8 protein-coding genes and 3 rRNA genes (1 of these 11 running past the window's edge) are annotated in these 14,702 nt (G+C 60.0%); 5 read left to right on the top strand and 6 right to left on the bottom strand.

The genetic code is table 11. The annotated features are described in order from the left end of the window. The 3 genes from C163_RS00630 to rrf (C163_RS00640) form a co-directional block, all read left to right on the top strand. Positions 1-1,521, top strand: a 23S ribosomal RNA gene (locus C163_RS00630); it begins 1,372 nt to the left of the window's first position. 136 nt (positions 1,522-1,657) lie between these two features. Beyond that, positions 1,658-1,773: ribosomal RNA gene (rrf, locus tag C163_RS00635) — 5S ribosomal RNA — on the top strand. Positions 1,774-1,882: 109 nt separating this feature from the next. After that, positions 1,883-1,998: ribosomal RNA gene (rrf, locus tag C163_RS00640) — 5S ribosomal RNA — on the top strand. Positions 1,999-2,133: 135 nt separating this feature from the next. Here the strand turns inward: rrf (C163_RS00640) and C163_RS00645 are convergent. The 4 genes from C163_RS00645 to C163_RS00660 all read right to left on the bottom strand — a co-directional run bounded on the left by C163_RS00645 (position 2,134) and on the right by C163_RS00660 (position 7,110). Further along, a complete protein-coding gene (locus C163_RS00645; RefSeq protein ID WP_025337251.1) occupies positions 2,134-4,548 on the bottom strand; it encodes a TonB-dependent siderophore receptor in 2,415 nt (804 codons plus the stop codon). 297 nt (positions 4,549-4,845) lie between these two features. Next, positions 4,846-5,802, bottom strand: a complete 957-nt coding sequence (locus C163_RS00650) for a FecR domain-containing protein (RefSeq protein ID WP_025337252.1) — start codon at positions 5,800-5,802, stop codon at positions 4,846-4,848. Between the two features lie 4 nt (positions 5,803-5,806). Further along, positions 5,807-6,310, bottom strand: a complete 504-nt coding sequence (locus tag C163_RS00655; protein WP_025337253.1) for a sigma-70 family RNA polymerase sigma factor — start codon at positions 6,308-6,310, stop codon at positions 5,807-5,809. Positions 6,311-6,420: 110 nt separating this feature from the next. Then, positions 6,421-7,110 carry a GntR family transcriptional regulator gene (locus C163_RS00660; protein WP_025337254.1) on the bottom strand — a complete coding sequence of 230 codons (690 nt, stop codon included), beginning with the start codon at positions 7,108-7,110 and terminating at the stop codon, positions 6,421-6,423. A gap of 204 nt (positions 7,111-7,314) precedes the next feature. On the opposite strand from C163_RS00660, the gene lapG reads away from it, so the two are divergent. Both lapG and lapD read left to right on the top strand, forming a co-directional pair. Further along, positions 7,315-8,076, top strand: coding sequence for a cysteine protease LapG (lapG, locus tag C163_RS00665; protein WP_025337255.1), 762 nt, complete (start codon positions 7,315-7,317; stop codon positions 8,074-8,076). 10 nt (positions 8,077-8,086) lie between these two features. After that, complete coding sequence (gene lapD / locus C163_RS00670) at positions 8,087-10,033, top strand: cyclic di-GMP receptor LapD (protein ID WP_025337256.1); 1,947 nt, start codon at positions 8,087-8,089, stop codon at positions 10,031-10,033. Positions 10,034-10,193: 160 nt separating this feature from the next. Here the strand turns inward: lapD and C163_RS00675 are convergent, their stop codons facing one another. Both C163_RS00675 and C163_RS00680 read right to left on the bottom strand, forming a co-directional pair. Then, on the bottom strand, positions 10,194-11,570 hold the full coding sequence (locus C163_RS00675) for an HlyD family type I secretion periplasmic adaptor subunit (RefSeq protein WP_038407794.1): 1,377 nt from the start codon (positions 11,568-11,570) through the stop codon (positions 10,194-10,196). Further along, entirely contained in the window at positions 11,560-13,716 is a 2,157-nt protein-coding gene (locus tag C163_RS00680) for a type I secretion system permease/ATPase (RefSeq protein ID WP_025337258.1), read from the bottom strand. The genes C163_RS00675 and C163_RS00680 overlap by 11 nt, the downstream gene beginning before the upstream one ends. Between the last annotated feature and the right edge of the window lie 986 nt (positions 13,717-14,702).

Below are 14,702 nucleotides of genomic sequence, written 5' to 3' on the forward strand. Positions count from 1 at the left end.
AAACAGGTTAATATTCCTGTACTTCCAGTTATTGCGATGGAGGGACGGAGAAGGTTAGGCCAGCCTGGCGTTGGTTGTCCAGGTTTAAGGTGGTAGGCTGAAATCTTAGGCAAATCCGGGATTTCAAGGCCGAGAGCTGATGACGAGTTGCCGTTAGGCGACGAAGTGGTTGATACCATGCTTCCAAGAAAAGCTCCTAAGCTTCAGATAACTGGGAACCGTACCCCAAACCGACACAGGTGGTTAGGTAGAGAATACCAAGGCGCTTGAGAGAACTCGGGTGAAGGAACTAGGCAAAATGGCACCGTAACTTCGGGAGAAGGTGCGCCGGCGAGGGTGAAGGACTTGCTCCGTAAGCCCATGCCGGTCGAAGATACCAGGCCGCTGCGACTGTTTATTAAAAACACAGCACTCTGCAAACACGAAAGTGGACGTATAGGGTGTGACGCCTGCCCGGTGCCGGAAGGTTAATTGATGGGGTTAGCGCAAGCGAAGCTCTTGATCGAAGCCCCGGTAAACGGCGGCCGTAACTATAACGGTCCTAAGGTAGCGAAATTCCTTGTCGGGTAAGTTCCGACCTGCACGAATGGCGTAACGATGGCGGCGCTGTCTCCACCCGAGACTCAGTGAAATTGAAATCGCTGTGAAGATGCAGTGTATCCGCGGCTAGACGGAAAGACCCCGTGAACCTTTACTATAGCTTTGCACTGGACTTTGAATTTGCTTGTGTAGGATAGGTGGGAGGCTTTGAAGTGGGGACGCCAGTTCTCATGGAGCCATCCTTGAAATACCACCCTGGCAACTTTGAGGTTCTAACTCAGGTCCGTTATCCGGATCGAGGACAGTGTATGGTGGGTAGTTTGACTGGGGCGGTCTCCTCCCAAAGAGTAACGGAGGAGTACGAAGGTGCGCTCAGACCGGTCGGAAATCGGTCGTAGAGTATAAAGGCAAAAGCGCGCTTGACTGCGAGACAAACACGTCGAGCAGGTACGAAAGTAGGTCTTAGTGATCCGGTGGTTCTGTATGGAAGGGCCATCGCTCAACGGATAAAAGGTACTCCGGGGATAACAGGCTGATACCGCCCAAGAGTTCATATCGACGGCGGTGTTTGGCACCTCGATGTCGGCTCATCACATCCTGGGGCTGAAGCCGGTCCCAAGGGTATGGCTGTTCGCCATTTAAAGTGGTACGCGAGCTGGGTTTAGAACGTCGTGAGACAGTTCGGTCCCTATCTGCCGTGGACGTTTGAGATTTGAGAGGGGCTGCTCCTAGTACGAGAGGACCGGAGTGGACGAACCTCTGGTGTTCCGGTTGTCACGCCAGTGGCATTGCCGGGTAGCTATGTTCGGAAGAGATAACCGCTGAAAGCATCTAAGCGGGAAACTTGCCTCAAGATGAGATCTCACTGGGATCTTGAATCCCCTAAAGGGCCGTCGAAGACTACGACGTTGATAGGTTGGGTGTGTAAGCGCTGTGAGGCGTTGAGCTAACCAATACTAATTGCCCGTGAGGCTTGACCATATAACACCCAAGCAATTTGCGCACGAAAGCCAAATTGTGGTGGTGAAGACGAAAGAACCGAAAGTTCGCAACATCACAAATATCGCATATCCGAATTCGCTGGGCTGTCCATCTGGACATTCTGGCAACAGAATTTCTTGACGACCATAGAGCATTGGAACCACCTGATCCCATCCCGAACTCAGCAGTGAAACGATGCATCGCCGATGGTAGTGTGGGGTTTCCCCATGTGAGAGTAGGTCATCGTCAAGATTCATTTCGCAAAACCCCTATCTGCGCATGCAGGTAGGGGTTTTGTCTTTAAGTAGGAACTACAGAGATTCGCAGGTACGTCCGAGGGACGGGCCAGCACACAGAATTTCTTGACGACCATAGAGCATTGGAACCACCTGATCCCATCCCGAACTCAGCAGTGAAACGATGCATCGCCGATGGTAGTGTGGGGTTTCCCCATGTGAGAGTAGGTCATCGTCAAGATTCAAATCCAAAGCCCCTGTCTGCGATGCAGACAGGGGCTTTGTCTTTTCCGGGGGGGCGCACTTTCAGGCGAGCGCGCTTCCCGTGTAGGAGCGGCCTTGTGTCGCGATCGGACGCGCAGCGACCACCATAGAGTCAGAACTGATAGCTGACCGTGGCACTGACATTGCGCTCTTCACCCATGTAGCAGTAGTTCAGGCTTGCACACGAGGTGATGTAGCTTTCATTGGTGAGGTTATTGGCGTTCAGGCGTACATCCATGCCTTGGAGGCCGACCTTGCCCAGGTCATAGCCGATTGAAGCGTCGAACAGGGTATAGGAGGGCACCTTCATGCTGTTTTCCGCATCCACCCAGCTGTACCCCACATACCGCACCCCACCGCCCAAGCGCAGGCCATCCAGGGCCCCCTGGTGGAAGTTGTAGTCAGCCCAAAGGGAAAACATCTGCTTCGGTGCCTGGGTTGGCGAATTGCCCTTGTTATCCAGGTTGCCGGACACCAGGCTGGGCATCGACTTTGCGTACTCGATATCGGTAAAGGTATAGCCGCCCAGCAGCTTCAAGCTGTCGGTCAATTGCACATGGGCCTCCAGCTCCAGCCCTTGTGAGCGCACTTGCCCTACAGGGCGATAGAAGTCCTCGTCAGGCTGCTTCGAGGCCAGGTTCTCCTGCTCGATGCGGAAAACCGATGCGGTGAACAGGTTGTCGCTACCCGGCGGCTGATACTTGATGCCAGCCTCCCATTGAGTGCCCTCGGTCGGTGCCAGAGGGCGGCCTTGCTGGTCGGATACGGTATTGGGGTTGAACGACTCCGAGTAGCTGACATAGGGCGCAATACCGTTCTCGAACAGGTAGAGCACACCTGCGCGGGTAGTAAACCTGGAGCGCTGGTCACTGACCTTGGTGTTGCTGTCGCGATTCTCCTCGGACACCTTCACCCAGTCCTGGCGCAGCCCCAACGAAAAGCGCCATTGGTCCAGCTCCACCAGGTCCTGCAGGTAAACGCCCGTTTGCTGCAAGCGCCGCTGGTAGCGGTTCTCGCCCAGCACCTGAAGGTTGCCGTTGCCGTACTGCGGGTTGCCTGCATCCAACGGATCGACTGTGCCATAACGCCAGGCCACGTCAGCCTTGCGTCGCTGGTAGTCGGTGCCCAGCAGCAAGGTGTGTTTGGCGGCCCCGGTGAAGAATTCCGCCTGCAGCATGTTGTCGATGATGTACGAATGCAGGCGTTCGTCGCCGCCGGTATAGGCGCGGTTGAGGATATTGCTGTCGGCATCCGCCCAACCGGCGGAATACACCTGGTCCATCGACACATCGGAATCCTGATAGCGGAAGTTCTGGCGTGCCGTGAACACATCGTTGAAGCGATGCTCGAACTGGTAGCTGAAGGACTGTTGGGTACGCTCGTAGTTGTCGATACCCGGCTCGCCCTCGAAGAAGTGGTCCGACAGGCGCAAGCCGTTGCGTTTGTGCAGCATGCCATCTGCGGGGTTACCGCCGTGATAGCCGCCGTTGGGGTCGTGTTGCAGGTAGGCCTGCAGGGTCAGCGAAGTGTCTTCGCTGAAGTCGATGCTGACGGCCGGCGCGATGGCGTAGCGTTCTTCCTTGTTGTGATCGAACTGCGTGTCGGAAGCATCCGCCAGGCCTGTCAGGCGATAAGCGATACGCTTGTCGTCATCCACGGGGCCGCTGAAGTCGAAACCCATGCCACGCTGGCCTTGGGTACCGATGGTGGCCTGGACTTGATGGTAGGGGGTAAATAGCGGCTTCTTGGTGGTCAGCGCCACCAGGCCTCCTGGCGAGCTACGGCCATACAGTACCGAAGACGGTCCCTTGAGAATATCGATGCGCTCCAGGAAGTACGGGTCCACCTGCATGGTGCTGTAGGTGCCGTTGTCTCCCATCGACTTGAGCCCGTCGACGTAGATGTTGTCCACCGAGCCGTCGTTGAAGCCACGCATGGCCACATAGTCATAACGATGGGTCGCCCCGTAGGGGTTGGTCAGTACCCCTGGTGTGTAGCGCATGGCTTGGGCAACGGTTTGTGAGCCTTGGTCGTCCATCTGCTGTCGGGTAACCACCGAGACCGATTGCGATGTCTCTACCAGTGGCATGCTGGTCTTGGTCGCCACTTGGCTATGGGTAGCGTTGTAACCCTCCGTGCTGCCCAGTGCATTGCCGAGGGTGAAGCTACGGATATCGGTGTCTGGCAATGACAATGCAGCGCCTTGGGGTTGTGCCTGCAGCACGTAGCTGCGGCCGTCCTGGCTGACGGCTTCCAGGCCGCTGCCATTGAGCAACTGGTGCAGTGCCTGATCGGTTGGGTATTGCCCCTGCAGGCCGTTCGACTGCAAGCCTTGGGTGAGCTGGGGTGTGCTCGACAAGGTGATGCCAGCCTGGCGGGCGAACTGGTTGAGCACGTCATCCAACTGGCCGGCCGGGATCGCATAGTGGTGGCTCATCTGGGCCGTTTCAGCTGCCATGGAAAGTTGCGTGACGGCTGTAAGGCCCAAGGCGGTGCCAAACAGGGCAGCCCGGACTGCTTTGCGCAAAGGCGCTGAGTGCAAGACAGGTCGAAAATCATTCGCGTTGAAGGTGCGCGTGTGCACGGGGGCGGTAGGCATGAGGGGTCCGTTGAAGTGTGAGGGCAGGAGGTGTCGCTTACTGTCCTAGCCGGACCGGCATTCAAAACCCGTCAAAAAAGTTATTGGGGCCGCTACGCGCCGCATCGCCGGCAAGCCAGCACCCACAGGTATTGCATAAGCCCTGAGGCCTTGTGCGATCCCTGTGGGTGCTGGCTTGCCGGCGATGGGCTGCATAGCAGCCCTGAACGCAATAGCCCCATCAGTTCAGGCCAGCCCCTCCACGCGAACCCACCAGCGTGTACGTTGACGAAGCCGCACGGGCAGCGTCCGTGGTAGCAGTTGCAGCAGTTGCTCCGGGTCTTCGAGGCGGAATACACCCGACAAGCGCAAATCGGCAATATCGTCGCTGCAGCCCAGATAGCCATGGCGATAACGGCTGACCTGCGAGAGGAAGTCGAACAGGCGCATGTCCCGGGTGACGATCAGGCCCTCGGTCCAGGCCATCGCATCCATGTCCACCTGCTCGAGCCGGTGTGTACCCTGTGCATCCAGGCGCCAGTTCTGGCCGCTTTCGATCCATTGCAGCGGGCCAATGCCAGGCCGGTGTATCGCCACCCTGCCATGGCTGACATTGACCTGCGTGCAGTCGCTGTCCTGGCGCGCCACAAAGCGCCCTTCGAACCCTTCCAGCAACGCGTCACGAGTTTGTACAAGCAAGGGACGCTGCCGGCTGCAGGCAATCATCAGTTCCCCCTGCTTCAGGCGGACCAGGCGCTGCTGGTCATTGAAGGCCAGGTCGACGGCACTGCGGGTATTGAGTTGCATCAGCGAGCCATCGGGAAGCGCAAAGCTGCGTCGTTCGCCCGTGCCGGTGGCGTAGTCCGATGTCCAGGCGTTGACCGCATCGAGGTCTTTTCCCAGCCATGCCGCCGTCCCCACCATGGCAACGCCACCAAGCAGCTTCAGCGCCTGCCGACGGTGCAGCCGGCGCTGGCTGGTCTCCAGGGTCTGCAAAGCCAGCCCGGCGCCAGGGACGGCACGCAGGTCGAGGTCCTGATGCAGGTGAATCACCCGTTGCCAGGCCTGTTCGTGTTCGTGGTGGGCAGTGCGCCATTGCCTGCACTGTTGCTGCAGGGCAGGGTCATGCCCGCTCTCGCGCAGCCTCAGCATCCACTGGATGGCCTGCTTGACCGCTGTTGCGCCAGGCTGTGCGGCGGTCATCATGTCAGCACTCGTCGCTGTAGCGCAGCAGGTAGCAATGGTAGAGCGCGTCGGCGATGTAGCGCTCCACGGTGCGCACCGAGATCCCCATCTGGTCGGCGATGGCCTGGTGCTTCAGCCCTTCGCATTGGGCCAGCAGGAATGCGCGGCGTACTTTGGGCTTGAGGCCGTCGAGCATGCGCGCGATGCGCTCCAGCAACTCCAGCAGCAGCTCACGCGTTTCGGCCGAGGGGGCCTGTGCTTCCGGCAACTGTGCCAATGCCTCGAGATAGGCCCTGTGCAGTTCCTCGCGCCGCCAGTGGTCGATCACCAGCCCGCGCGCGACCGTCCGCAGGAAGGCCCGGGGAGTATTCAGTTGCAGGTGTTCGCGACGCTGCAACAGGCGCACGAAGGTGTCCTGGGCCAGGTCTGCGGCATCGGCGGCGTTGCCCAGCTTGCTGCGTAGCCAGGCATGCAACCAGCCGTGGTGGTCACTGTAGAGCGTTTGCACGGAATCGTTGCTGGGCATGGGTGAGGGCGCTGCCATCAATGGACATGAATGATAATTAGTCTCATTGTTGGCGGGAGCCGATCAATTTGCAACCCAGCCGACTGCACCATGCGCGCAGTCACTACCCGCTAGCGCCCCAGTTGCGTATCCAGATACTTACGGATTACCCGCGATGCGTTATTCAGGTGCCGTTCCAGCACCGCTACCGCTTCGTCCACCAGCTTGTCGCCAGCTGCATCCGCCAGTGCGTTGTGATCGTCCTGGGTGAGCTTGCCCAGGCCCATGGACGAAAGATGAAACCGCAGGAAGCGCTCTTCCTCATTCAGTTCGTCCTCGATCAGGCGCAGAAGCTTCTTGTTCGGCGCCTTGTTGTACAAGGACATGTGGAACAGGCGATTGAGACGGCCGATTTCAGCGTGACGGGTTTCGTTTTCCAGTTGCTGGATATACCCGCGGGCGCTGGCGATGTCGCTGGCATCGAGCAGCGGAATGGACTGGCGCAGCGCCTCGGTCTCGAGCAGCACGCGCAGGGCATAGGTGTCCACCGCGTCCTCGCCGATCAACGGCGCAACCACCGCACCCTTGTGCATTTCCACTTTCAGCAGCGATTGCGCCTCGAGCTGGCGCAGGGCCTCGCGCACGGGCATGCGGCTGACACCGAACAAGGTGGCGAGCTCTTGTTGTCTTACGGCAGTACCTGGGGGCAAGCGGCCATCAAGAATGGCACTGCGCAGGCGTTCTTCGATCACGCCACGGGCCTGGTGCGGCAACAGCTGCTCGCTGGCCAGCACATTGCTCAATTTGATTTTCTCGGCCACGCGACGTCTGCCTCAACGATGACTTAAGTTGGATCCAATGACACTAGTAACAGCTCTTGGGGGTGTCAAACCTTTACCGGTAATGGAACCGGCGCCCCAAAAGCGCGGCTATGGTGGATGAAGTCGCCTGTCAAAGGAAGCGGCCTATGGAAGGTTATAACCAGAAAGTGTAGGTCGGGTGACCGGCGGGTGCATGATTGCAGGGTGCCATTGTCTTTTGCCGTGGCAAGCCGCACCATCGCTGCTTTCGACTGGCCTGAACAGGGCTTCGCAGTGGCGATATCCTGGATGCTCAAAACTGTTGTGCAACGTGTCGGCCTTGCTGTGCTGCTTGGCAGCCTGCTGCTGGGCGGCTTGCACGCGGATTGGGACTTTTCCCAGATCAGCCGCAAGTCGCAGGCCCTGTATGGCCCCTTGGGTGCCGGGCAGGGCCGGATCGATGCCTGGCAGAACCTGATGGCCACGCAGAAGCAGGGTACTGAGCTTGAGCGATTGCAGGTGGTCAACCGCTTCTTCAACCAGCAATTGCGCTATGTCGAGGATATCGACCTGTGGCGTGAGGTCGATTATTGGGCCACGCCGGTGCAGGCGCTGATCAAGGGGGCAGGGGACTGCGAGGACTATGCCATCGCCAAGTATTTCAGTCTGCGGCGTATGGGCATCCCCAGCGAAAAGCTGCGCATCACCTACGTCAAGGCGCTGCGGCAGAACCGGGCGCACATGGTCCTGACCTATTATTCAAGCCCACAGGCACAACCATTGGTGCTCGACAGCCTGATGGATGCCATCAAGCCGGCCAGCCAGCGTACCGACCTGCTGCCGGTGTACGCCTTCAATGGTGAGGGCTTGTGGCTGACGGGTGCCGCAGGCAACAAGAAGGTCGGCGATACCAAGCGGTTGTCACGCTGGCAGGATTTGCTGAAGAAAATGCAGGCCGAAGGGTTCCCGGCCGAGCCGGTCTACTGAAGGAGCACAGATGTCACTGTTCAAACAATTGCTGTTGGCCATTTGCCTGTTCCTGGTGGTCGCCTTCAGTGGCAGTTTCATGGTCAGCCTGGAAAGTTCGCGCAGCCAGTACGTCAACCAGTTGCGCTCGCACGCCCAGGATGCGGCGACCGCGCTGGCGCTGTCGCTGACGCCGAATATCGATGACCCAGCGATGGTCGAGCTGATGGTCAGCTCGATCTTCGACAGTGGTTACTACGCAAGCATCAAGGTTGTCGACCTGGGTTCCAATGCTGTGCTGGTGGAGCGCCACGCCGAGCCGGACCCCGGCGGTGTGCCGCGCTGGTTCGTGCACCTGATCGGCCTGGAAGCCGCCGGTGGCGATGCCATCGTCAGCCGCGGCTGGCAGCAGGCCGCACGCGTTGAAGTAATCAGCCACCCGATGTTCGCCATTGCCAAACTCTGGCAGAGCGCCCTGGGCAGCCTGGGTTGGCTGCTGCTGTGTGGCGCGGCCAGTGCGGTACTCGGCGCCTTGCTCCTGCGTCGCCAGTTGCGGCCGCTGGACTACATGGTCGAGCAGTCCCACGCCATTGCCCGCCGCGAATTCCTCAGCCTGCCCGAGTTGCCGCGCACGCCGGAGCTGCGCCGGGTAGTACAGGCGATGAACCAGATGGTCGAGAAGCTCAAGGCACTGTTTACCGAGCAAGCCGAGCGCAGTGAGCGGCTGCGTGCCGAGTCCTATCAGGACAGCCTGACCGGGCTGTCCAACCGCCGTTATTTCGAGATGCAGCTGAACACGCGGGTGAGCAACCTGGAAGAAGCGCGCGCCGGCTACCTGCTGTTGCTGCGGGTCCAGGGGCTGGCGGGGTTGAACGCCCGTCTTGGCGGCCAGCGTACTGACCAGTTGCTACAGGCCGTGGGTGAGCAGTTGCGTCGCACCTGTGCCAGCTACCCGGAAACCAACGACCTGATTTCCCGCAGCCGTGGGGGCGAGTTCGCCGTGCTGGCGCCGGGTATGGTGCATGAAGAGGCGGTACAGCTTGCCCAGGCCCTGGAAGCGACGCTGCACAGCCTGCACGAAACGGGCGCCAGTGATATCGACCCGGTGGCTTGTATCGGCCTGGCGCCGTTCAGCCCCGGTGATTCACCTCAGGCATTGCTGAAGCTTGCCGACGAGGCCCTGGCCCGCGCCGAGAACCAGCCAACACCGGGTTGGGTATGCCTTGAACAAGGCGTGGCTGCAGTTGCCGCGGATAGCCAGCATGTCTGGCACGAGCGGCTGGACCAGGCGTTCGACAATGGGCATTTCGAACTGTTCTTCCAGCCAGTGGTGGATTGCGCTTCTGCGCAACGGGTACTGCACCACAAAGTGATTTCGCGTTTGCAGGATGGCCAGGGCGAAGCGCTGCCGGCCGGCCGCTTCCTGCCCTGGCTGGAGCGCTTCGGCTGGATGCCGCGGCTTGATGTGCTGGTGTTGGAGAAAGTGCTGGCGCACCTTCGAGGGCATGACCAGGTGTTGGCACTGAACCTGTCCGCCGCCACCCTGGCCGACCCCAAGGCACTTCAGCGTGTTTTCGAGCTTCTGGGCCAGAACACGGCGCTCGGCCCGCGGCTGGTTTTCGAAATTGGCGAGGAGCAGTTACCTGAGCAGGCGGCCCTGGAGCAACTCACCCGGCGCCTGCACGCGCTTGGCTTCGGCCTGGCGCTGCAACGCTTTGGTGGGCGTTTCAGCATGATCGGCAACCTGGCGCACCTGGGCCTGGCGTACCTGAAGATCGATGGCAGCTACATCCGCAACATTGATCAAGAGCAGCACAAGCGGCTGTTCATAGAAGCGGTCCAGCGCGCCGCACACAGCATCGACCTGCCGCTGATTGCCGAGCGGGTCGAGACGGAAGGTGAGCGGTTGGTGTTGCGGGAGATGGGTGTAGGCGGGATTCAGGGGCAGTTGGTTGGTGAGCCTGCCCCCTGGCGCTGAGGGTATGCGGTCCCTTGTAGGAGCGGCCTTGTGTCGCGAAAGGGCCGCACAGCGGCCCCAGGATTTCAGCAAAGATGCATAAATCGCTGGGGCTGCTGTGCAGCCCTTTCGCGACACAAGGCCGCTCCCACAGTGTGGGTCGCGGCGATAAGTGTGCTTTTTAACGCTCGCGCAACGCTTCCGAACGCGCCTTCATGATCGGCTTGAGCAGGTAGCTCATGATGGTCTTCTTGCCGGTCATGATATCGACCGTCGCCACCATCCCCGGAATGATCAGCAGCGGCTTCTCGTCAGTGCCCAGGTGGCTGCGGTCGGTACGCAGCTTGATCAGGTAGTAGGTGGTCTTCTTGTCTTCATCGGTGATGGTGTCGGCACCGATCTGCTCCAGCTTGGCCTTCAGCCCACCGTAGATGGTGTAGTCATAGGCCGTGAACTTGACCGTCGCCTCCTGCCCAGGGTGCAGGAAGGCGATGTCCTTGGGCAGGATCTTCGCCTCGATGACCAGTGAGTCGTCCAGCGGCACGATTTCTATGATGTCGCTGCCCGGCTGGATCACCCCGCCAATGGTATTTACCAGCAGCTGCTTGACGATACCGCGTACCGGCGAAGTAACCATGGTGCGGTGCACGCGATCATCCAGCGCCTTGCTGGTCGCCGTGGCCTTGTTCAGCTCGGTGCGCGCTTCGTTCAATTGGGTCAGCGCTTCGCTGCGGAATTTGCCACGGGTCTCTTCGATCTTGCTTTGCACCTCGCGAATGGCCGCCTCGGCACGCGGGATGGCCAGCGCCGTGGAGTCCAGCTGACCGCGGTTCTCCACTTCGGCGCGGCGCAGGCGCAGCACCTCAACCTGGGAGATCGCACCGGTGGCCACCAGGGGCTCGGACATGCTGATCTCCTTGCGCAACAATTGCAGGCTGTTGGCGTACTGGGCACGTTTCGAACTGTATTCGCGCAGTTCCTGCTGGCGCTGTACCAGCTGCTGTTGCAGGCCACCAATTTCGTCCTGCAGTTGCTGGCGCCGGCTCTGGTACAGCGACTCTTCACTGGCCGCCTGGCTTGGCGCGGCCTTGCGCAGCGCCTCGTCGATCTTCAGCGGGCTGTCCTCGACCTCGGCACTCAGGCGCTCGACACGCAAGGCCATGGCCAGGCGGTCGGCCTCGGTTTCACCCACGTTGGAGGCGAAGCGGGTTTCATCCAGGCGCAGCAATGGCTGGCCCACTTCGACGATCTGCCCTTCCTTGGCGAAGATCTCGGCGACGATGCCGCCCTCCAGGTTCTGGATCTTCTGCACCTTGGACGACGGAATGGCCTTGCCTTCACCCCGCGTAACTTCGTCGATGGGCGCTACGCTGGCCCACACGATCAGAAACACGAAGAACAGGATCACGCCCCATATGGTCAGCCGCACGACCCGCGGCGCATCCTCGATCAGGGCCTTGTTGACCTCTGGCAGCGGCTGGCCGCCCAGTGAATCGGAACCCTTGAAATAGCGCCGCAGGCCGTCCTTGAATTGCCCCACATCCAGCTTATGCAACACTGATCTGCCCCTTCTTCAGCGCATCCATGACCGCGGCTTTCGGGCCGTCGGCGACAATCTGCCCGCGATCGATCACGATCAGCCGGTCCACCAGCGACAGCAGCGAGGCACGGTGCGTGACCAGCAGCATCGTCTTGCCTTCCACCACCGCCTGCAGGCGCTGCTTGAGGCGTTCTTCGCCGGTGTTGTCCATGGCGCTGGTCGGTTCGTCCAGCAGCAGGATCTGCGGGTTGAGCAACAGCGCGCGGCCCAGGGCGACGTTCTGCCGCTGGCCACCGGACAGGTTCTGCCCGCGTTCACCCACCTGCAACTCGTAGCCGTCCGGGTGCAACCGGGCGAACTCATGCACACCCGCCAGTTCGGCAGCTTGCAGAATCAACTCATCCTCGATGTAGCGAGCCCCGCTGACCAGGTTGTCGCGCAGGGTACCGGCCAGCAGCTGGATGTCCTGGGGCACGTAGCCGATGTTGTGGCGCAGTTCGCTGACGTCGATCTGGCGAATGTCCACGCCATCGACCAGCAGCGAGCCGCTATCGGCCTCGTACAGGCCGACGATGAGCTTGGCCAGCGAGCTCTTGCCCGAGCCACTGCGGCCGATAATGCCCACCTTCTCGCCGGGGCGGATGGTGAGGTTGATGTTCTTCAAGGCCTGATTCTGTTGGTTCGGGTAGGTGAAATCGACCCCCCGGAACTCGACGCTGCCCTGCAGCACCTTGCGGCTCAGCGGGCGTTCTTCGAAGTTGCGTTCTTGCGGCAGTTCCATCATGTGGTCGGTGGAGACCATGGTCACCTTGGCTTGCTGGTAGCGGGCGAGCAGGCCGTTGAGCTGGCCCAGCGGGCCGAGGGCACGGCCGCTGAGCATGTAGCAGGCCACCAGGCCGCCCATGCTCAGGTTGCCGTCGATGATCAGGTACACGCCGACGCAGATCATCGCCACGCCTGCCAGTTGCTGGATCAGCAGGGTGATGTTCATCGCCAGGCTCGATAGCACCTTCACCCGCAGTTCCAGGCGGCTGAGGGTACCCAGGGTTTGCTCCCACATGTACTGGCGTTCGCTTTCGGCGTTGTTGACCTTTACCGCATCCAGGCCGGCAAGGGTCTCGATCAGGCTGGACTGGCGCTCCGAGGCCAGGGCCATGGTCCGTTCCATGGTCGCCATCAGTGGCCGTTGCAGGGCGTAACCGATGCCCAGGGCCAGCGGGAAGGCGATGATCGGGATCCACACCAGGTGCCCGCCAATGATGGCGATGACGATCAGGATCAGAACGGTGAACGGCAGGTCGATCAGGCTGGTCAGGGTCAGCGAGGCGAGGAAGTCACGCAGGCCCTGGAACTCGTGAATGTTCTGGGCAAAGCTGCCGACCCTGGCCGGGCGGTACTTCATCGACATGCCGACGATACGTTCGAACAGCGTTGCCGAAATGATCAGGTCGGTCTTCTTGCCAGCCAGGTCCAGGCACAAGCCGCGCAGGCCCTTGAGGATCAGGTCGAAGATGTAGGCACCGGCGATGCCGATGGCCAACACCCAGAGGGTCGAGGTGGCCTGGTTGGGCACCACCCGGTCATATACGTTCATCACGAACAGTGGCGCGGCCAGGGCGATCAGGTTGATCACCAGGCTGGCGGCGATGGCGTCGATATATAGCCACTTGCTGCGCAGCAAGGTATCGCGGAACCACGACTTCGCCCGCGGGATGAGGTTGCCGTGGTTGACGTCGAACTTGTGCTGCGGCTGGGCAAAGAATACCCGGCCACTGTAATCGCTCTGCAGGGCTTCGCGGCTGACATGCACCTCGCCGCCATCACTCTCGCTGAGCAGCAGGCGCGCCGTGTCTTCGTTTTCCCAGCCCAGCAGGACGGCGCTGCGGCCTTCCTTGAGCAGCAACATGGCCGGCATGGCGATGCTCGGGATCTGCTCCAGCTTACGCTGCAGCAGGCGCCCCTGCAGGCCAGCCCGGGCGGCTGCGCGGGGCAGAAGCTCGGGGCTCAGGCGCTGGGCCGGCAGCGGCAGGCCGGTGGTCAGCATGACCCGGCTGGCGGGTTTCTGGTGCAGAACACACAGGCTCAACAGACTATCCAGCAGGGGATCGTCATGCTGACTGCGTGGATCGTGGCTGAGTTGGACTCGACTGACTTCGGATTCCACGCGGCTCTTCATCCTTGTGGTGGGTGGGGTGGGTGTGCCGCCGTTCAGGCTGGCTCACCCTGGCGTTCAATGGCGCTGCCAGGCAGTGGCCATGAGGCTACGGCACCTTGGCGCTTGGGCAACCGGCCAATGGTCGCCTTGAATCGGTATTGAGTAAACAATTCTACGGTCTTCATTCCTGGCAGACGATGCTGAGTGGCGGATGTTTCATTTTTGATCCAGTCAGCATCCAGGCCGAATTAATTTGCAGCATAGCCTGCCATCCGTCTGGCGGCAGAGGAGTTGTCCGTATCGACTTGTAGCTTGTCAATAAACAGGCGCTTATTTGTTGACGTCATTCGGTAACTAATTAGGCAAAATTTATTATTGGAAAGCAGGTCGCTGACAGGCTTTGGCTCGACAATCGACTACGTTTTCTCATTTTCGGGCTGGCAGTATTTGCTTAGTGGTTCGCTATCTCTTTGATCTACGGCAAATCGGGTGCCTGATTGTGCAGCGGTGCGGGCTGCTGGCTCCGTGAGCTATCGTATGGCCGCGCTTTTGCCTGGCCTCCCGATCAAAGTCTGGCTGCCTTCAGGCAAGGTTTGTGCTTGTAACCAGGCAATGACCCGAGCGGCAGGGAAAGTGACTTGGTTATTGACGCTTGAATCTTTGACAGCTGCCGATGAGCGGTTGTCCAGTCGTATTCTTTGCGGTTACCTAGCACGAGGAAAGCTGCTGAAAGTACTCACTGAAGACGCTTTGGATGATGTACGACACTTATCCTCAAGAAACGCATGGTTAAGATTCGAATATCAATGTGACATTACATTGCTGATTGTTTAGGATGGCAATGTATAAGGTCAATAGTTTGGCATTTGGTTAATTCCAAAAAGTTATAGACGGAATATTGACGCCAATAAACGTCTAGAGATCATCGACATAGTTCCGCCTGAAGTGGTCTGCAAGTGCCGCTCTGGCAGGGAAGTACCCATCGGGTCACACGG

The sequence above is a fragment of the Pseudomonas sp. FGI182 genome, assembly GCF_000511325.1.
GTDB lineage: Bacteria > Pseudomonadota > Gammaproteobacteria > Pseudomonadales > Pseudomonadaceae > Aquipseudomonas > Aquipseudomonas putida_Z.

Coding starts and splice junctions, on each gene's coding strand:
- C163_RS00655 (WP_025337253.1), bottom strand. CDS start 6,310: ATGCCCAGCAACGATTCCGTGCAAACGCTCTACAGTGACCACCACGGC.
- C163_RS00650 (WP_025337252.1), bottom strand. CDS start 5,802: ATGACCGCCGCACAGCCTGGCGCAACAGCGGTCAAGCAGGCCATCCAG.
- lapD (WP_025337256.1), top strand. CDS start 8,087: ATGTCACTGTTCAAACAATTGCTGTTGGCCATTTGCCTGTTCCTGGTG.